Genomic DNA, 19,185 nt, shown 5'->3' with positions numbered 1-19,185 from the left:
CTTTCGCCGTGTCTCGTTTTGTTGCTTTTGCGACCGAACTGCGGGAATATGAATCAGTGGTAGGGCGCTGGCTTTGAATAAGTCCAAGCTTCGAATCTTCACCAATTCCATCGTCGTTACGCTCTTGCTGACCACCACCGGGTTGGTTTTCGGCGGTTGGCTGCTGAAGGATTGGCAGGACGCGGTCACCAAAAAATTTGAAGGGCGCAAGTGGGTTCACCCTTCAAAAATCTATTCGGATAGTTATCTCCTATACGTCGGTATCAGGGTCCGCCCGGAAGACCTGCGCGAAAAGCTGCGCCGGTTGGGCTACGTGCAGACCGCCAGTCAGCCCAGGAGCAAAGGCGAATATCGCTACCCAGCCGGCGGCGCGCTGTTAGAGGTGTATCTGCACGATTTCGCCTACCCCACCGAAGCGTTCAAAGGCATCCCGGTAAAGATATCGCTGCAAGACTCGGTCGTTACGCGCATTGAAAACGCCACCAATGCGCAGGAGCTGTTTTCGCTCGAGCTCGAACCCGAGCTGGCGACCGGGCTCTACGAGCGCACCTGGCAAGAGCGGCAAGTGGTCAAGTTGAACGAAGTGCCGCCGTTGCTGATAAGAGCCGTGTTGGCTATCGAAGACGAGCGTTTCTACAGCCACCACGGTATCGATCCCATCGGGCTTTTGCGGGCTAGCTGGGTCAATCTAAAAAACCTCGGTTTGGTCCAGGGCGGCAGCACCTTGACCCAGCAGCTCATGAAGAACTTCTTTCTGTCCGATGAGCGCAAGCTCAGCCGCAAAGCCAAAGAAGCGGTCATGGCGCTGATCGCCGAGCGGAAATATTCCAAGGACGAAATTTTGGAGAATTACCTCAACGAAATTTACCTCGGGCAGAAGGGCTCCCAGGGGATTTTCGGTGTTTCCGAAGCAGCACAATTTTATTTTTCCCGACAGCTCAACGAGCTGTCGGTGGGTGAGATGGCGCTGATGGCGGGGCTCATTCGCGCCCCCAACAGACTTTCCCCCTACCGTAGTTTGGAAGCCGCCACCAAGCGGCGCAACGTGGTTCTCACGAAGCTGCTCGACGATCAAATTATCACCCGCAAGCAGTACGATATCGCCAGTAAGGAGCCGCTGCGTCATCGCGAGTTGATCAAAGTCGTCAATGATGCGCCGTTCTACGTCGACTATCTGAAGCGGGAGTTGGCGGAGAACTATTCCGACGAGGTGCTCAAGCAGGAAGGCTTGCGTATTTTTACCAGCCTCGATTTGCATCTGCAAAAGATCGCCGAGCGCGCGCTCAGCTCCGGACTGAAGAAGCTGGAAGAAAGCCATGCTTCCCTGCGCCGCAAGCCGGATGAAGATTCTTTGGAAGGCGCCATCATCGTGCTGCGGCCGCAGACCGGCGAGATCAAAGCGATGGTCGGCGGGCGGAGCTATGCCAAGTCGCAGTTCAACCGGGTGTTCCAAGCCAAGCGGCAGCCGGGCTCGGTGTTCAAACCGTTCGTGTACCTGGCGGCCTTTATATACGGCGGACAAGAAGGCGGGCGCTACTATCCGGACACACAGGTCAGCGATTCGAAGTTTACTTGGGTTTACGACAAGCAGGAGTGGCAGCCAAACAACTATAATGACGATTATTTCGGCTCGGTGACGGTGCGGCGGGCGTTGGAAATGTCACTCAACTCAGCCACCAGCAGAGTGGCGCGCGATGTTGGCATCAGGCGGGTGCGCGATATCGCCCATCGCATGGGCATTCAAAGCACTCTTCCGGCTGTGCCGTCATTGTCACTCGGATCGGCGGAGGTAACCCCCCTGGAGATAGCGGTGGCGTTTTCTACGCTGGCCAACAACGGCGTGCGCACCCAACCGCTGGCGGTCAAGCAAGTGGTCAATGCCGACACGAAAGTTTTGGAGAAGCGCGACGTGCGCGTCGAGCAAATTCTTTCGCCCAGCGTGGCCTTCATGATGAACAATCTGCTCAAGGGCGTGCTCGATCGAGGCACCGCGGCGCAGGCGCGCAGCTGGGGGTTCAATCGTCCGGCGGCCGGAAAAACCGGCACGACCAACGATTACAAAGATGCCTGGTTCGTCGGCTACACGCCCGATCTGCTGGCGTTGGTCTGGGTGGGCTTCGATAACCAGAATAAGGTCGGTCTTTCCGGTGCCCAGGCCGCGCTGCCGATCTGGACTGAGTTCATGAAAAGCGCCACGGCGAGCATGCCCGTGAGCGATTTTCTCCCACCGCCGAGCCCCGAGGTGCCGCAAGAGAGTGCGCCAAAAAGCAAATGTGAAACAGATCCCGGTGCTGAGGGTTGCATGCCGGCGGCGACACCGGTGAGACAGACCGCGGAGAAGCTGTAAGCCATTGCCTTTAATAACCCGATCCCCACACACGATGCTCGACGAAAGACTCGTTCTGCTTTTAGCCGGCGCGGCGATAGTTTACGGCTGTGCGCCGCAAAGACCTTATCGGACACCGCCGGCGCCGGTGCCCAGCGCGCCGCAAACCGTGCGCGTACCACCCGCGCCGCCACCACCGCCGGCAGCGGCTGAACCGGCGCGCAAAACACTGCCGCAAGAAGCCAAGATTCCCGAGCAGGATCTGAAACGCGGCACGGTGCCGCCAAGCAGCAGCAGGGAAAGCGCTAAGGAGCCGCCGTCGTCCGTGCCGGAAAATACCGCGCCGCCGCTGCCTGACAATAGTTCGCTGCTGGCAAAGATCGGACCTGGAACCTCGCCACAGCGAGCCGCCTCGCTGCGGCTGACGGAAGAGGGACGTAGGCTGCTCGATGCCGGTGATGCGACCAAAGCCCTGACTCGTCTTGAACAGACGATTGTGATCGACTCCAGCAATCCCTACGGCTATTTTTATCTGGCCAAGGCGCAACACCAGCTCAGGCGCTATCGAGAGTCGCTTAACTTTCTCGATGTGGCGCAAGCGCGAATGGGCGGCGACCCGTTTTGGGTGGCGGAAATTCATGCGCTGCGCGGCGACAATTTTCGCGCTCTTGGGATGATCGATAAAGCGCAATCTTCCTACGCCCAATCCCTGCGGTTAAACTCCGGCAATCGGACCGCCAGCGACGGGTTGTCACGGCTACAGCCCGCCGATAGCACCGGCGCGCCACACTGAAATCCGATCATGCTGGTTCTGGGGGTTGAGACCTCGTGCGACGACACCGCCGCCGCCGTGTTGCGCGACGGACGGGAAATTCTCGCCAATATCGTTTCTTCGCAGGACCAGATTCACAGCCCCTACGGCGGCGTCGTTCCGGAGCTGGCCTCGCGCCAGCACATAAAAAATATCGTGCCGATCATCGACAGCGCGCTGCAAAAGGCCGGGGTGACGATTCAACAGATCGATGGCATCGCTGTTACCTACGGCCCAGGTCTGGTGGGCTCGCTACTGGTCGGACTTTCCATGGCCAAAGGAATGGCGTTTCGTTGGGGCATTCCTTTCGTTGGCATCAATCATCTCGAAGCCCATCTCCTGGCGATTCGTTTGGAGCATGACGTCAGCTTTCCCTATATCGCATTGATCGCTTCCGGGGGACATACGCTGCTCTACCATGTCAAAGACGTCGGCGATTATGTTTTTTTAGGCGGCACGCGCGACGACGCCGCCGGCGAAGCTTTCGATAAAGTCGCCAAGATGATGGATCTCGGATATCCGGGCGGCCGGCCGATCGACAATTTGGCCAGGAGCGGCGACGCGAAAGCGCTCAAGTTTCCGCGCGCGCGCTTTCGCAAGGGCAGTTACGAGTTCAGTTTCAGCGGCATCAAGACCGCCGTGTGGCACTATCTCAAGACCCAGGGCGAAGCGCATTGGAGAAATCACCAGGCCGACATCGCCGCGAGTTTCCAAGAAGCGGTGGTCGATATGCTGGTGAAGCCCACCTTGGCGGCGTGCCATGCGTTGGGTGTAAAGCAAATTGTGTTGTCCGGCGGCGTGGCGGCCAATAGCCGGCTGCGCGTTAAGATGGCCGAGTTGGGCCAAGCCGACGGGTTCAAAGTTTTTGCCCCGGCGCCGAAATTTTGCACCGACAATGGCGCGATGATCGCGTTGGCGGGACATGACTGGCTGCGGCGCGGCCGGCGCGACGATTACGCCTTGAACGCCGACGCCGACCTGACGCTTTGAACTGATCGCAAGGCTCCCGAGCGGATTTGCATGTCTTCCCGACTTCGGAGAATTTCAGTTCCGTTCGTCCTGAGCTTATCGAAGGACTCCGCAAGTTCTGCGCGCGCCGGTCTCTTAGGGGCCGCATGACGCTCCACCAAGAGGTTCGCTCCGCACTGCGCGAGTTGGACCTCCGCGCCAAAAAGAGCCGCGGGCAAAATTTTTTGATTCACGAGCATGTTGTCGAAGCGATCCTGCGATTGCTTCACCTGGAGAGCGAGGACGAAGTCTTGGAGATTGGCCCAGGACTCGGCTTTTTGACGCGGCGCGTAGTGGCCGACGCAAAGAAAGTCTGGGCCGTGGAGGTGGATGGGAGACTGATCGAATATTTGCAGCGGCGCGACTGGTCGGCGCGTGCAAACTTCCAGCTCATCGCCGGCGATATTTTGCAAGTCCCAATCGTTGATTGGCTGCCCGACCGCAAAATAAAAGTCCTTGGCAATCTGCCCTACAATATTTCGACGGAAGTTTTGTTTCGCTTGTTCGACTTGCGCGGGCATTTTTCCTGTTTGGTGATCATGCTGCAAAAAGAGGTGGCCGATCGCCTTGCCAGCGGACCGGGCACGAAAGACTACGGCGTGCTTTCGGTGTGGTGCCAGCTGCATGGCGTTGTGACCGACAAAGTGTCGGTGTCGCCGGAAGCGTTCTTCCCTAAGCCAACGGTGCGTTCGACGGTGCTGCGCATCGATTTGCGCGAGCAATCGTTAGTTGATGAAAAAGAGTTTCCGGCAATGAAAAATCTCCTGCGCGCCGCCTTTGGCCAGCGGCGCAAGACCTTGAGCAACGGACTTGTCACGTGGCTTCAGCGCGAGCGCGGCGCCATCGATAACTTGCTCGCCGAGCACAAGATCGATCCCAAACGGCGCGGTGAAAGCCTCGCCGTTAATGAATTTGTCGCTTTGATGAGCGGACTGCGCGCGCGCGGTTGGCTCGTGCCCGCACAACGAGGCCTTGCGAATGCCTGAATTGCCGGAAGTCGAAACGGTGTGCCGAAGTTTGCGGCCACATTTGCTGGGACGGCGGATCGAAAAGATCAAAGTCTACGAACCGCGCCTGCGTGTGCGCGTCGACGAGCGCGCTCTGGCACGCTTGCGGGGCCAGCGCATCGAGGCGATCACACGCCGGGCGAAGTATATCTTGATTTCGCTGACCGACGGGCGGCATTGGATCTTTCACCTCGGCATGTCGGGCAAGTTAATTTGTGTCACCGACAACCTCGCGCGGCAGAAGCACGATCACATCGTCGTCCAGCTCGACGATGGAAGCGAGCTGCGCTACCACGACCCGCGCCGATTCGGTCTATCGCTGGTGGCGGCGGAGCCTGAGCTCGAAACGCTGCCGCAATTCCGCCAGCTTGGCGTCGATCCCTTCGGCGCTCAACTGACACCTGCTTTCTTGTTCGAACACACGCGCAAGTCCGAGCGGCGCATGCGCGATCTCTTACTCGACCAGCAGATCGTCGCAGGGCTCGGTAACATCTACGCCAACGAAGTGCTGGCCATCGTCGGCGTCAAGCCGACGCGGCGCGCATGCCGTTTGACGAAAAGAGAAGTTGCGGATGTCGCTAGGACAATTCCAGAATTGTTAGGTGACGCCATCCGCTGGTGCGGCACAAGTTTCTCAGATTACCGCGACGCCGACGACAAATCTGGCGAATTCCAAAATCACCTGCGCGTCTACGACCGCCACGGAGAGCCCTGCCGCCAATGCGCCAGCAAGATCAAGCGCGTTACTCTAGGAAATCGTAGCGCGTTTTATTGCCCGAGTTGTCAAAGGTAAAGGTTGATCCCAGTCCTGCCAATCGACCACGCTCAGCGTGGTTCGCTGCTTTCCAGTGGACTATTCCTCCAGAGACACAAAATGGGGACACCAAAGACGGGGTTAGCCTATCCCCCATTGGCTCCCCAATGACAGTGATCCGGCTCCGGGAAGTACTGCGCCACCAAGTGGTTTCGAATACGTAGCCGCAGTCCCTGCTTGAACTTCTTGAGCTTTCGATTCAGTGAGAGCAAGTTGGCTCTGTCTGGCGCGGCCGTCTGATTTGGGTTAGTTCCTCGCTTGTGGTTGCTAGCAACGTTCTGTACACTTCCTTGTGAGACGAGGTGTAACGATGGATAAGTTTTTGACCACCAGCGAAGCCAGGCAAAAGTTTCTAAATCTTGTCGACGACGTTGAAGACGGTGATCAGGTTATCATCACCAAGCGGGGGGTTCCCAAAGCGGCGATCATCAGTTTTGAAGAGCTGCAGACGCTAAAAGCGGTGGCCAGGCTTTGGCAAGACCCGGAGGCGCTCCGATCGATGCGCCTGGCGTTGGAGGATGCGAAAGCAGGACGGACTCTGAAGTTCTCTGGAACTCCTAAGGTGGAAAAAATCCTTGCTGCGGCTCGCAAGAAGGGTCTGCTGCGTGGCTGACTTCATCCTCGGGCGACAGTTCTTGGAAAACCTCGCGCTGTTTCAAAAAACCGCCAGTCGTAGCGACTTAGAACACCTTGAAATGACCATGGCGGCCATTGCCGCCAACCCAAACTTGCCCGGCAAGATGCCCAGCTATTACAACCCGGCCACGCCCAGTTATCTTTATCGATCGGGGAACCTGCTGATTCACTACCGCTTACCCGACTATGACCACGTCGACTTTCTCAACCTCTTCTGGCCCCGCGTTTAGTGCGATTTTTCGGCTGCTCAAAGCTCGCTCATAACATCGAATCATCAAGCGCTCTGTCTGATCTCCAGTCGGCGCGCGCACTCGCTTCTAAACTCAGGGGCCAGAAAGAGGAAGGCCCGGAAGGGGAGCTGCTCATCAGATGGGCAAAGGGCACTCGCTATTTTGAATCGGTCAATATGGCGTCCAGTGCAATCGCGAAAGCAAGCAATAGTCGCTTTTTTAATCAATGATCTTGAGCTGGGCAGCAATTGGAGAACCCGGCGAAACAGAAACACTTTTACTGCCACTGACACCCGGCCAGCGTCGCCTTTCATTGAAAATTCCTGGTTTGGCAGTTTATCGATGCGGGAATGCCAGGCGGGGAATTTCCTTATCGATTTGATCTCCGCTATATTGCGATGGATTTGCCTCTGACCCATGCTGTTATCTCCGCTGCGCCATCGCGATTTTCGGATCTTTTGGATCGGTCTACTGCTCTCCAGCGTCGGCAGCCAGTTCACCACCGTGGCGATGGCTTGGCAGATTTACGAGCTGACCAATTCACCGCTGCAGATTGGCCTGATCGGTTTGGTGCGTGCAGTGCCCCAGGTGCTGATGCTCCTGTTTGGCGGTGTGCTGGCCGATGCGGTGGACCGGCGCAAGCTGATGATGATCACCCAGGTCAGCCTGTTTTTGGTTTCTGCGGCGCTGGCGTTGACCACGATGACCGGCCACATCAATGTGTTGATTCTCTACGGTGTAACGGTCTTTCTCGCATTGTTTACATCTCTTGAGGGTCCATCGCGCCATGCCATCGTTGCGAACCTGGTTCCTGCCGAAGACTTGGCGCGCGCCATGGCGATTCAAAGCACCCAGCGTCAGATCGCGACCATTGCCGGTCCATCGGCTGCCGGTTTGGTGTTAGCCTTCGCTGGACCCGCTGTCTGCTACGCCATCGATGCCGCCTCTTGGGTGGTGATGCTGGCGGCGTTGCTACTGATTCGCGCCCGCGCACCGGGCCGCGGCGGCTGGCGCACCGTGTCACTCAGCGCTCTCGGCGAAGGGTTTCGTTTTGTCTGGGGACACGCGGTGTTTTTTCCGTTCTTGATGATGGACTTGGGCGCCAACATTTTCGGCACGGTACGCTCATTGTTTCCCATTTATGCGCGCGACATTCTTGCCGTGGGGCCCCAGGGTCTTGGTGTACTCTACGCCGCCAGCGCCGCTGGCGCGTTGATTGGCGCCCTGGGCATGAGTTTCGCGGGGACGCGGCGCCACGCCGGCCGCTGGATTTTGATCGGCGTTTCCATCTACGGTCTGGCGCTGTTTGGGTTTGGGTTTTCCCGGTGGTTTCTGCTCTCGGTCTTTTTTCTGGTTTGCTCGGGCATCGGCGATACGATCAGCGCGGTGCTGCGCTCGACGATCAATCAGCTGAGCACGCCCGACGAGTTGCGCGGCCGCATGTCGGCGATCAACAGTGTGTTTACCAATAGCGGGCCGCAACTCGGCCAGTTTCAAGCCGGCGCGCTGGCGGCGGTGGTCGGCGCGGAGTTGTCGGTGGCAGCGGGCGCTTTGATGATCCTCGCGATCGTGGCCCTCATGATAGTGCGATTTCCGTTGGTGCGAGATTTCAGCATTTCGCAGGTATCTCGCCATCACCTCTAGCAAAAGAGGTGCGTTGAATTGACCGCGCGTGCCTGCTTAAGTCAGTTTCAGCCAGCATGATTGAGATTGCCCCAAAGAGTTATCAACGCCTGCGTGCCGTACTGCGCCAACCATGGAGCGGAATACGTCGTTCCGTTTGGTTGTGGCTCGCTGAGCTTTGGGACATTCCCAAACACCGGCTACAAGCAATTCCCAACCGGGCGCATCTCAAGCGCAAAGGGATCGTTGCGCTGCCGCCGGCGTCGTTGCGCCAGCGTGTGAGCGGCGAGAACAGCGCAGATATGTTCCTCAATAAGGGGCGTAAGTGCAGTGAAGGTCTTAGCGCCGCGCTGCGGAGCCAGGGCCGCGAGATCTCTTCTTTTCAGAGCATATTGGATTTTGGCTGCGGCTGTGGTCGGACTTTCATTTGGTGGGACCTGGCGCTCAGCACGGCTTTCTATGGCACGGATATCGACGGCGAGGCGATCCGCTGGTGTCAAGAGAACTATCGCTGGGGCACGTTTAGCGTCAATCGGCCGTTGCCTCCGCTCCCCTATGCCGATGATACTTTCGATCTGATCTATGCGGTGTCGATCTTCACGCATCTCAATGAGGAGTTTCAGTTTCGTTGGCTGGAAGAGCTGCGGCGCGTGACCCGGCCGGCGGGGGTGGTGCTGCTCACGCTACACGGTGAGCATGTGTGGAGACAGCTCAATGCGAAACTGATCGCGCAGGTCAAGCGGGATGGCATCTTATTCGTGGTCGACGATTATTGGAAAGAGGCCTTTCCGGATTGGTATCAGTCGACGTTTCACCTCAAGGAGTATGTGATCGAGAACTTCGCGAAGTATTTTACCATTGTGGACTACATTCTACGCGGAGTGAACGGCCACCAAGATATTCTCGTGTTGAAAAAAGAGGTGTGACTCAGCGTTCTTTGAACCGCTTCCACCAGGGGCCCAGCAGCGGCATGACGAAAAAGAATATGGCCGCCGCGGTGATCGCTCCGGCTATGGGGCGGGTGAAGAATATTGCCAATGAGCCTTGTGAGATGATCAAGCTCTGACGCAAGGCGCTCTCAGCCAAATCGCCAAGCACCAGCGCCAGCACGAGCGGCGCGATTGGATAGTCGAGTTTCTTGAAGACGTAGCCGATAACGCCGAACCCCAGCATATACCAAACGTCGAGCATGCGGCCGTTGACCGCGTAGGCGCCGATGGCGCAGACGATCACGATCAGCGGCGTCAAGATCGCAAATGGAATGCGCAGGATGGCCGCAAAGAGCGGCACAAACGCCAGCACCATCAAGACGCCAATGATGTTGCCGGTATACATGCTGGCGATCAGGCCCCAGACGAAGTCCGGTTTTTCGGTGAACAACATGGGGCCGGGCTGCAAACCCCAGATGATCAGACCGCCGAGCATCACCGCGGCCGTGGGCGAGCCGGGAATGCCCAGGGTAATCATCGGCAACATCGCTGCGATGCCAGCCGAGTGTGCCGCAGTCTCCGGCGCAACTACGCCCTCGATCTCACCCTTGCCGAAGTTGGCGCTGTTTTTGGAAAAGCGTTTGGCGAAGGCGTAGCTCATGAACGACGCCGGCGTTGCGCCGCCCGGTTTGAAGCCCATCCAAAACCCGATGAAGGAGCTGCGCAGAAAGGTGCGCCAGTAGCCTGGCAGCTCTTTCCAGGTGTCGAAGACAACCCGCAAGTTCATGCCGGTCTTGGTGCCTTTGAAGCTCAAGCCTTCTTCGACGCTCAAAAGAATTTCGCCGATGCCGAACAGGCCGATGACGGCGATGATAAAATCGAACCCTTTCATCAAGCCGGTGAAACCAAAGGTCAAGCGCAATTGGCCGGTGACAATATCCAACCCCACCGCGGCGAGGATAAAGCCGATCAAGATTGAAACCAGTGACTTGAGCGGATTGCTGCCGCCGAGGCCGACGAAACTGGAGAAGGTGAGAAGTTGTATGGCGAAAAATTCCGCCGGGCCGAATTTGAGCGCAACTTCGGCCAAAAGCGGCGCGAAAAAGGTGATGAGGAGAATCGAAAACAACGCGCCAATGAATGACGACGTAAACGCCGCTGTGAGCGCCTGGCCACCCAAGCCCTGGCGCGCCATCGGGTAGCCGTCGAACGTTGTCGCCACCGACCAGGGCTCGCCGGGAATGTTAAAAAGCACCGAGGTGATGGCGCCGCCGAAGAGGGCACCCCAGTAGATCGAGGTTAGCAGAATGATTCCCGAAGTCGGCGGCATGGCGAAGGTCACGGGCAAAAGTATCGCCACGCCATTGGCGCCGCCCAGGCCCGGCAAAACACCGATGACGGTGCCGAGCAGAATGCCCATGACCGCCACGAAAATATTGTACGGCGTGATCGCGATCTGGAAGCCGAGTAGTAGGTTTTCCAGGCCCATGACTCAGTAGCCCAGCCAGGCTTCCAGCGGGCCCTTCGGCATCGGCACGAGAAACCACTTTTCAAAAACAAAAAAACTGAGCACGGGGATCGCCAGCGAAAGTGCTATCACGGCACCCCAGGACTGGCGCCCGACCCAGCGCATGTAGAACGCCAGGTAGATGGCTGAGGCGGCGTAGAGGCCGATCCACTGCATTAGCAGAACGGCGGCGAACGCCGGCCAAAGCACTTTCAGCACCGGTGGCAGGGCTTGCGGATCGATGAAAGGCTTGTTTTGGGTTTGGCGCAGCGCTTGTACGACGATCACGATGCAAGAAGCGACCATGATGAGCGCAAGCCAAAAAGGGAAGAAGCCGCTCTTCGGGCCGTCGCTCCCCCAACCGATACCCAACCTTGTAGCATCGAATAGCACAAGCGCGCCGAAGAGCGCGAGGAGAGAAGCGGTGATGACCTCGGCAGCGCGCATGCTACTGCTTCAGTAGGCCCTCTTTCTGCATCAATTCGCGGTGAATCTTTTCGTTCTCGTCCACCCACTTGATGTATTCAGAACCCGTGCTGAACGCGGGCTTTAAAGCGCCGTCGGCAAGATATTTTTTGAAATCGGCGGTGTCGAAAACTTTTTTCAAAAAACTGGTTTGCCACTGCAAAGCCTCTTTGGGAATGTCGGGCGCCGCGAAGATACCGCGCAGCATTTGATAGCGGATATCGGCGCCCAGGGCTTCTTTGATGGTCGGTATCGCCTTCCAATCGCCCTCGGTAATACGTGCGCCATCGAATACTCCCAACGGCCGCACGCGTCCTGCCTTCCAGTGGCTAACGCATTCGGCGGGATTGTTCACTGTCGAATCGATATGTTTACCGACTAGATTGACACAGACCTCGCCGCCACCCTTGAATGGCACGTAAGTGAACTTGACACCGAGCTGCTGTTCCAATTGGATCGTAATGATTTGATCTTCCTGCGCCGAACCAGTGCCGCCCATCTTCATGCGCGCGCTGCCACCGGATTGTTCCTTAACTGAGGCGAGGTACTCTTTGGCGGTTTTGTAAGGCGTGTCCGCGTTGACCCAAAGGATGAATTGATCGAGCGCCATGCGCGCGACCGGCGTCAAATCCTTCCAATTGAAGGGAATGCCCGTGTGCAACGGTGTGGTAAAGAGATTGGACAGGGTGATGACGATCACGTGAGGATCGCCCTTTTTCTCTTTGACATAGAGAAATCCCTCGGCGCCGGCACCGCCAGATTTGTTCACTGGCAGGAGCGGTCGCGGCGAGAGTTTGTTTTTGTCGGCGATGCCGGCGATGAGCCGCGCCATTTGATCGGCGCCGCCGCCAGTGCCAGCGGGGATCACGAATTCAATGGGCTTGGTTGGCTCCCAAGCTGCACCGCGAGCCGTTGGGGCGCTGCTTGCGGCGATGGCGAAGAAGACGATTACAGCTAATACATAGGCCATAAAGGAACTCCTTTGGAGCGCGACTTGTCTTTTTCAGGTCAATTTGGGAGCGTTTACACTACAAATAGAAGCAAAGTCGGAGCTGCACGCAACATCTTGGGAAGCATGCATATCTTAATCGGACCTGATTCTCAAGAGGGTGGTGCAACCGCTTCCTCGGAATCGCATTTCTCTTGACCGCCAAAAGAGCTTCGAGGTAGCTTTCGATCACCCGCCGATCGAAGGCTCGACCAACCCACAACGCACCCTCACCTCTATCCTCTATCCTCTCCCGCGGGACTGTGTCGCAATCGATGGATTTTCGGTCATAAAACAACACGGCTTTCACCACATGAAACTCAAATTATGATGGCACTCGCGCTCCAGCTTTCTCGATCCCTTCACCCCGTAGCTATACCCGTACACCAACAGCTTCATCATCGCTTTGGGATCGTACTCCGGTGGCCCTACCTGCTCGTCATCAAGGACAATCCCCAGCGCCGCAAAATCTAGACTCTCGACAAACGCATCGTAGACCCGCACCGGGTCTTCTCGGCCTACGTACTCTTCTATGCCCGCCGGCAATAATCCCAACTGTTCTCGTTCCCCGCACCGGTACGCCATTTCGTTCCCTTTCCTTTCGGCGTGCCTTAGCATATCGTCTCTGCGTTATTGCAATGTTTTCCCGTTATCAGATATTTTCCCCCGCAGCACCCCTGATAATTGCGACACAGTCTCTCTCGGGGGAGGTTAGGATGGGGGCCGCATCGAAGAGCTGGCCCCCACCTTGATCCTCCCCTGAAGCGGGGAAGGAAAGAAGAAAATAGCAGTGCCCGGCTCGCCGAATGAAGCCTACTGGAATTTTCGCGATGCTTTGAATCGCCCGACGCCGACGTTGTTTTTCGAAGACCGCTCGATGCCGACCCGCACGGGCGACGTTGCCGACGTCAATCCCAAAGGCAAAGCGCTGGTGACCCGCGCCGGTGATTGTTTGACGATCGTCGCCGCCCGCCGCTGCGCCGCGCTGGCGGAAGACGTCGCCGATGAATTGGCAAAAAAATCCTGCTGCCGTGGAAGTCATCAGCCTGGGATTCATCAAGCCGCTGGACAAAGAAACGATTTTGCAATCCGCCAAGAAAACCGGCCGGTTCCTGATCGTCCAAGACGAACCAGCGCCGGGCGGCTACGCGACGCACGTTCGCTGCGTGCTCGACGAACTACCGGCGGGAACCCTGAAGGCGCCGCCGCGCATCGTCGCCGGCGCCGATCAGTATCTACCCTAATGGGATGAGCGGCCTTTCTTGCCGTCAACTGAAAGTGTGAAGGGTGCGGTAGTGGATTTGCTGAAATAGTCCCCAAAGAATTGTTCACCACGAAGGACACGAAGATCACGAAGGTAAGAGAAGAGAATCAAAAAGTTTTCTCCGAACTCCGTGTCGTTCGTGTGCTTCGTGGTGGAATCTTTTTTCCGAGCTCCATGCCCTCTGGGTCTCCGTGGTGAATCCGCTTTCTTGTGATCGCTGAGTCTTTCATTTCTGTGCGTATCACACACGACCATGCCTTGGTGCGGGAATGGGAGCTTGTGCTGGTCTCGCAGGGCCTGGCGCCGCATGTCGGTGAGAGTATGGATGGCTTTGTTCTGAGCGTGCGGGCCGACGAAGCGGCTGCGGCTCGCGCTGCGCTTGCTGCTTACGACGAGGAAAATCTACGGGCAGCGCGCGAGCGGGTGACACCGCCTGAACCGATGAGTTTGTTTTCGGGCATCATCCTTGGCGAGCTGCTCCTCTTGTTCTTTTTCATCACGAGTCTCAAAACTCCCGCCTTCCCATGGTTGCAACGCGGCAGCGCCGATGCTGAACGGATTCTCAACGGTGAGCTGTGGCGTGTCGTGACGGCTCTGACGCTGCACGCCGACATCGCCCATGTGCTCGGCAACGCTGCGGCGGCGGCGATATTCTTTAGCGCTGTGTGCAGCATATTAGGTGCAGGGCTTGGCTCAGTTGCACTGTTGTTCGCAGGCGCCATCGGCAATTATCTCAACGCCCTGATGTATGGATCGCATGGTTCGGCACATATCTCTGTGGGAGCGTCGACGGCGGTGTTCGGCGCGGTTGGCATGCTCGGCGTGCTCGGCATGTCCACGCGCCGGCGCACGACAATGGTGGCGCGCCGCAGGTGGCTCTCGGTGGCGGCTGCCGTTGCGTTGCTGGCGATGTTGGGAACGGCGGGGCAGCGCACAGATTTATTTGCCCACTTGTTTGGCTTCGCCGCAGGTGTGGTGATGGCGGCGCTCGTCGTTATCACAAGACTCAAAGCGCCGGGGGAATTGACTCAGTTGAGTTGCGGCGCTGCCGCGCTCGCGGTAATCGCTTGCTGTTGGTACCTTGCACTAGCCTGATGGATGCGGCCGTCAGTTTGACTCGCCGCCGCGCGCGCAGTAAATTTCCGCGAAATAAGGGACGACTTTTCGGAGGAAGAACTATGATCAAACCCGTCGCTCTGGCTGCCACGCATATGGAATGCCGCAATCTCCAAGAGTCGTTGAAAGTGCTGACCGAGCTGTTGGCCTTCGAAAAAATTTCCGAGAAACCCGGCGAAGCGACGCTCAAACATCCCAACACGCATTGGCAGCTCATCGTTCATGAGGCCGGGCCCGATGCGCCGGCCAAGCCGATGCACAATCATTGGGGCGTGCGGGTGGTGAGTCCGGAAGAAGTGGATCGCGCCTACGATTACCTGCTCGCGCACAAGGCCGAGTACAAGCTCGGCGCCATTGGCAAGCCGACGTGGAGCCACGGTTCCTATTCCTGCTATTTCGTCGAGCCTGGCACCAACGGTTGGGAGATCGAGTGCTACGAGGCGTTCAACCGCAAGCAGGCTACCGCGGCACGGTTCGGCGCGGTGAAGATGGCTCACTGGGATCAGCTCCTGCCGGAGGGGAAGTTCCCGGGGCGCGGCTATGTGCCGCAGGGGTTTACCCACGGCACGTTGGTATCGACGGATATCGAGGTCAGCAAGAATTTTTACATGGAAGTCCTGGGCATGGACGCGCACCGCTTTAGCGATCATGTCGTCTATATTAAACACCCGACGACCAAAACCTTCATCGTCTGCGCGATTCGCCAGAACGCGCCGGTGTTTTCGAAAAACTTCCGCAACACGCTGACGATGGCTTCGAAGGACGCGGTCAAAGAGGCCCATCGCGAATTCAGCGCGCATGGCAAAGAGTTGGGCGTGAGCGAGTTGTTCGGGTTGGAAGAGAGTGAAAATGTAGCGTCGTTTTGCTTCCGCGACCCAGGGGCCAATTGTTGGGAGTTGACCTCGGCGAATTAGGAGTGGCCGGAATATCTCGCGCAGAGGCGCAGAGGACTTAGCGCGGCAAAGTTCGGATTTACTATGAACGAAAAACCACTGGAACAAATGGGCTTGCGCGATCTGCGCGCGATCATGAAGCAGAAAGCGCCGCCGGAGGCGTGGAAGCACTTCAACGGCGCGGCGGAGACCAAGGCGACCTTTCGGCGCAACCCGCGGGCGTTTCACCGCTACCTGTTTCGCCAGAAGATTTTTCACGATATCTCGGAGCCGGATATTTCTACTGAGCTGTTTGGCTGTAAGTTGCCGATTCCGGCAATCACGGCGCCGGTGGGGAGCTTTAGTTTGATCGGCGACAATGCCGAGCGCGAGGTCGGTGAAGGCACCGCCGCCTTCGGCGCGATGATGTTTACCAGCCAGGCGGCCAAGTTCGATCCCAAAGGCTGGCGCAGCGCGGCCAAGTCGCCGCTGGTTTTCATGGCCTACATGAATCGCGGCAAGGAGGAAGTTTCCGACTACGCCAAGATGTCAGAAGATTTGGGCTTTGCGGCAGTCGGCATCACCATGGACACGGTCAAGCCGGTGAAAATCGGCGACGAGGTGCCGCTGTCGACCAAGGACGGCAAGCCGCGCAAGGGCCACAAGTCGACGCCGAAGGACATCGAGTGGATGAAGCAGCAGGTGAGGCTGCCGGTGGTTGTCAAAGGCATCATGGGCGCCGCCGACGCAAAGATTGCCGTGAATTCCGGCGCCGATGCAGTGGTGGTTTCGAACCACGGCGGGCGCATTCTCGACTTCAATCGCTCGGCCTTGGAAGCGCTGCCGGAAGTCGTCGACGCGGTCGGAGCCAAAGTACCGGTGCTACTCGACAGCGGCGTGCGCAGCGGCGGCGATATCGTCAAAGCTTTGGCGCTCGGCGCCAAAGCGATACTAACCGGCAGGCCGGTGGCGTGGGGCGTCGGCGCCTTCGGCGCGCGCGGCGTCGAGCGGGTTTACAATATCTTCGCCGAAGAGATGCAGCGGGTCATGACCATGACCGGCGTCGGGAGCATAAAGGAGATTTCAGGTTCGATTCTGATTGCCGATTGATCTTTTTAGATCATTTGCAGTCGGAGGGAGCCATGGGCTTGATATTTCCGGTTGTGCTCTTACTGGTTATTGTCTGGGTCATTTTTACTTACAACGGCCTCGTCGGCCTCAAACATCAAGTCCAAAACGCCTGGAAGCAGATCGACGTCCAGCTCAAGCGGCGCTACGATCTGATCCCCAATCTCATCGAAACCGTCAAGGGCGTCATGAAGTATGAGCAGGACACGCTGCAGAAAGTCATCGACGCGCGCAGCCGCGCGATGGCCTCGACCGGAGTGAAGGAATCGGCCGAGGCGCAAAACGCGCTGTCGCAATCGCTCGGCAAAGTTTTCGTGCTGATCGAAAACTATCCCGAGCTCAAAGCCAACCAGAACGTCCTGCAGCTCCAAGAAGAGTTGACCACCACCGAGAATCAGCTCGCCTTCGCGCGCCAATATTACAACGACACGGCGACACGGTTTAACGTCAAACAGGAAATCTTTCCGGCCAACATGATCGCCGGTTTTTTCCGCTTCGAGCGCAGCGAGCTATTCGCCGCGGCAGAAGCCGAAAGAGTCGTGCCGCGGGTCGATCTTACTCTCCCGGCGTAGTATCGGTTCCCCTTTTTTTCTTCCTAAGCGCACGCGATGGAACCCGAGCGGAGCATGCTTCGACAAGCTCAGCATGAGCGGAATTTATCGGACCTCTCAGATAAATTATCCGTTCGTCCTGAGCCTGTCGAAGGACTCCGAGTGGCCTCTTCAACGGGCTCGTAGGTCTTCTGCGCCATGACCTTTTCTGCAGAGCAGAGCCGGCGTTCAGGAGCGCTCGCGCCGGCCATCGACTTCGCCGCGCGCCAGCAGCGCAACCGACGCGTCAGCGTGGCGATCGTCCTAGGTTTCATTGGGTTCTTTCTGCTGGTGGGTTTTTCCGTCGATTACGTTTACTTGGGGGCGTTCGCGCCGCGCGGCCCGTCGCTGCCTTGGGCGACGCTTGGCTCATTAGCATTCGCGACGTTTATGACGCTGACGGCCTACGGCGCGGGCAGCAAGATGATCCTTTCATCCATGAACGCGGAGCCGCTCGATCGCAAAAACCCGCAGCATCGCGAGCTGCACAACGTCGTCACCGAGATGGCGCTCGCTTCCGGCTCGGCGATGCCTAAGGTCTACGTCGTCTACGACGCCGCGGCCAATGCGTTTGCCACCGGGCGCGATGAGAAGTCGGCGGCGATCTGTGTGACCACGGGCTTGCTCGTCCTGCTCGATCGCGAGGAGACCCAAGGCGTCGTCGCCCACGAAATGGCGCATATCAAAAACAACGACACGGTCGTCATGATGCTGATCAGTATTCTGCTCGGCGGCATCGCGCTGCTCGCCGATTGGGCGCAGCGCTCCTACATGGGCTCGCGCAGCGGGCGCAAGACCGGCGCGAACCCGCTGCTGGTCATTCCGGCACTGCTGTTGATCGTGCTGTCGCCGCTGATTTCGCGCCTGCTCGCCATGGCGGTGTCGCGCCAACGCGAGCTCCTCGCCGACGCGACGGCGGTGGAGTTTACCCGCAATCCGATTGGGTTGGCAAAAGCGCTGGAGAAAATCCGCGATGCCGGCATGCCGTTTCAAAAGGCGACGCGCGGCACCGCGCATCTGTTTATCGCCAGTCCGTTTCGCCGCAGGCTCGACGAGCGCGACGGCCGCTGGGCGGACTTGCTGAGCACGCACCCGCCCATCGAGCAGCGCATTCAGCTGCTCCATCGAATGGCGGGAGCCGCCGCGCCGATGGCGGCTCCTCAAGAGTTCAAGGGGACAAAAGTTCAAGATCCCCCGGCGCAGAGGCTCGCTTGATACGCTGCCCGCAATGCGAGGTCGCGATGAACGCGGTTGTGGCGCGGGCCAATCCCGGGTCGTTGATCCAGCTTGATCAATGCGGTCACTGTGGCGGCGTCTGGTGCGACAAGTTCGAACTGTTTCCAGTGCAGGCCGGTGAAGCGGAACGCATCGAGGCCATTGACCAAAAATTATTGAACCAGAACGTGGAGGCAGTGAAAAAGACGCTTTACTGCCCGCGTTGCACCGCCGCGCTGAGCCTGTTCACGGAGCCTTTGTTGCCCGCCGACATCCGCCTGATGCGCTGCATGCGCTGCGATGGCATCTGGCTCAATCGCGGCGAGTTTACCCGCTACAAACGCTTTCAAAGGAAAACTCAGCAAGCCAGACTTGCGCCGGAAGAGATTATGCAGAAACTGCCCGAGACCATGGAGGATCCCAAGTCGTGGGTCGTGACGGGGACGCGGGGGATGTACGCTTACCCGCAAGGGTACGATGACGAGAAGGGCACGATCAAAGATACTTTGAGCAATGCTGCGAAGCTTGCGAGCTATGATCAAAGCGTGTGGAAATAGGAAATAGGTAGGCGTACCCTTTCGCGAATCTAAAAACGAAAGGCTGCCTGTTGGCGCAGGCAGGAAAGGATACGCCGATGAGAGAAAAGCACACTGAGG

At 58.0% G+C, this 19,185-nt stretch carries 20 protein-coding genes; 16 read left to right on the top strand and 4 right to left on the bottom strand.

Annotated elements, in window-relative coordinates:
* The first annotated feature begins 73 nt into the window (after positions 1 to 73).
* From FJ145_07380 to FJ145_07340, 9 genes are all read left to right on the top strand, one after another.
* Positions 74 to 2,347 (top strand): PBP1A family penicillin-binding protein, encoded by a 2,274-nt coding sequence (locus tag FJ145_07380; GenBank protein MBM4261249.1) that lies wholly within the window; start codon positions 74 to 76, stop codon positions 2,345 to 2,347.
* A gap of 34 nt (positions 2,348 to 2,381) precedes the next feature.
* Positions 2,382 to 3,119, top strand: a complete 738-nt coding sequence (locus FJ145_07375; protein ID MBM4261248.1) for a hypothetical protein — start codon at positions 2,382 to 2,384, stop codon at positions 3,117 to 3,119.
* Positions 3,120 to 3,128: 9 nt separating this feature from the next.
* On the top strand, positions 3,129 to 4,127 hold the full coding sequence (tsaD, locus tag FJ145_07370; protein MBM4261247.1) for a tRNA (adenosine(37)-N6)-threonylcarbamoyltransferase complex transferase subunit TsaD: 999 nt from the start codon (positions 3,129 to 3,131) through the stop codon (positions 4,125 to 4,127).
* Positions 4,128 to 4,252: 125 nt separating this feature from the next.
* The gene (gene rsmA, locus FJ145_07365; GenBank protein MBM4261246.1) at positions 4,253 to 5,131 is read left to right on the top strand and encodes a ribosomal RNA small subunit methyltransferase A; all 879 of its coding nucleotides are present in this window, start codon (positions 4,253 to 4,255) and stop codon (positions 5,129 to 5,131) included.
* Entirely contained in the window at positions 5,124 to 5,945 is an 822-nt protein-coding gene (gene mutM / locus FJ145_07360; GenBank protein MBM4261245.1) for a bifunctional DNA-formamidopyrimidine glycosylase/DNA-(apurinic or apyrimidinic site) lyase, read from the top strand. Before rsmA ends, mutM begins: the two co-directional genes overlap by 8 nt.
* Positions 5,946 to 6,276: 331 nt before the next feature.
* Positions 6,277 to 6,579 carry a type II toxin-antitoxin system prevent-host-death family antitoxin gene (locus FJ145_07355; protein MBM4261244.1) on the top strand — a complete coding sequence of 101 codons (303 nt, stop codon included), beginning with the start codon at positions 6,277 to 6,279 and terminating at the stop codon, positions 6,577 to 6,579.
* A complete protein-coding gene (locus FJ145_07350) occupies positions 6,572 to 6,832 on the top strand; it encodes a hypothetical protein (protein MBM4261243.1) in 261 nt (86 codons plus the stop codon). The genes FJ145_07355 and FJ145_07350 overlap by 8 nt, the downstream gene beginning before the upstream one ends.
* A gap of 417 nt (positions 6,833 to 7,249) precedes the next feature.
* Positions 7,250 to 8,476, top strand: coding sequence for an MFS transporter (locus FJ145_07345; protein MBM4261242.1), 1,227 nt, complete (start codon positions 7,250 to 7,252; stop codon positions 8,474 to 8,476).
* Positions 8,477 to 8,532: 56 nt separating this feature from the next.
* Entirely contained in the window at positions 8,533 to 9,381 is an 849-nt protein-coding gene (locus FJ145_07340; protein ID MBM4261241.1) for a methyltransferase domain-containing protein, read from the top strand.
* 1 nt (position 9,382) lies between these two features.
* On the opposite strand, the gene FJ145_07335 is transcribed toward FJ145_07340, so the two are convergent.
* From FJ145_07335 to FJ145_07320, 4 genes are all read right to left on the bottom strand, one after another.
* Entirely contained in the window at positions 9,383 to 10,873 is a 1,491-nt protein-coding gene (locus FJ145_07335; protein ID MBM4261240.1) for a tripartite tricarboxylate transporter permease, read from the bottom strand.
* 3 nt (positions 10,874 to 10,876) lie between these two features.
* A complete protein-coding gene (locus FJ145_07330) occupies positions 10,877 to 11,338 on the bottom strand; it encodes a tripartite tricarboxylate transporter TctB family protein (protein MBM4261239.1) in 462 nt (153 codons plus the stop codon).
* 1 nt (position 11,339) lies between these two features.
* The gene (locus FJ145_07325) at positions 11,340 to 12,326 is read right to left on the bottom strand and encodes a tripartite tricarboxylate transporter substrate binding protein (GenBank protein ID MBM4261238.1); all 987 of its coding nucleotides are present in this window, start codon (positions 12,324 to 12,326) and stop codon (positions 11,340 to 11,342) included.
* Between the two features lie 324 nt (positions 12,327 to 12,650).
* Positions 12,651 to 12,962: a transposase gene (locus FJ145_07320; GenBank protein MBM4261237.1), complete on the bottom strand. Its 312-nt coding sequence runs from the start codon at positions 12,960 to 12,962 to the stop codon at positions 12,651 to 12,653.
* Positions 12,963 to 13,348: 386 nt separating this feature from the next.
* On the opposite strand from FJ145_07320, the gene FJ145_07315 reads away from it, so the two are divergent.
* From FJ145_07315 to FJ145_07285, 7 genes are all read left to right on the top strand, one after another.
* Entirely contained in the window at positions 13,349 to 13,588 is a 240-nt protein-coding gene (locus FJ145_07315; protein ID MBM4261236.1) for a hypothetical protein, read from the top strand.
* A 254-nt stretch (positions 13,589 to 13,842) separates the two neighbouring features.
* Positions 13,843 to 14,703: a rhomboid family intramembrane serine protease gene (locus FJ145_07310; protein MBM4261235.1), complete on the top strand. Its 861-nt coding sequence runs from the start codon at positions 13,843 to 13,845 to the stop codon at positions 14,701 to 14,703.
* Complete coding sequence (locus tag FJ145_07305) at positions 14,703 to 15,638, top strand: VOC family protein (protein MBM4261234.1); 936 nt, start codon at positions 14,703 to 14,705, stop codon at positions 15,636 to 15,638. Before FJ145_07310 ends, FJ145_07305 begins: the two co-directional genes overlap by 1 nt.
* Before the next feature lie 63 nt (positions 15,639 to 15,701).
* On the top strand, positions 15,702 to 16,706 hold the full coding sequence (locus FJ145_07300) for an alpha-hydroxy-acid oxidizing protein (GenBank protein ID MBM4261233.1): 1,005 nt from the start codon (positions 15,702 to 15,704) through the stop codon (positions 16,704 to 16,706).
* Between the two features lie 32 nt (positions 16,707 to 16,738).
* On the top strand, positions 16,739 to 17,296 hold the full coding sequence (locus FJ145_07295) for a LemA family protein (GenBank protein ID MBM4261232.1): 558 nt from the start codon (positions 16,739 to 16,741) through the stop codon (positions 17,294 to 17,296).
* A gap of 177 nt (positions 17,297 to 17,473) precedes the next feature.
* Positions 17,474 to 18,529, top strand: a complete 1,056-nt coding sequence (locus FJ145_07290) for a M48 family metallopeptidase (GenBank protein ID MBM4261231.1) — start codon at positions 17,474 to 17,476, stop codon at positions 18,527 to 18,529.
* 26 nt (positions 18,530 to 18,555) lie between these two features.
* Positions 18,556 to 19,086, top strand: a complete 531-nt coding sequence (locus FJ145_07285; protein ID MBM4261230.1) for a hypothetical protein — start codon at positions 18,556 to 18,558, stop codon at positions 19,084 to 19,086.
* Positions 19,087 to 19,185 lie beyond the last annotated feature (99 nt).

This window comes from Deltaproteobacteria bacterium (assembly GCA_016874755.1).
In the GTDB taxonomy this organism is placed as follows: Bacteria; Desulfobacterota; Binatia; order UBA9968; family UBA9968; genus DP-20.
Note: the sequence above shows the minus strand (reverse complement) of the source record. Positions and strands in the feature narration are given on the sequence as shown.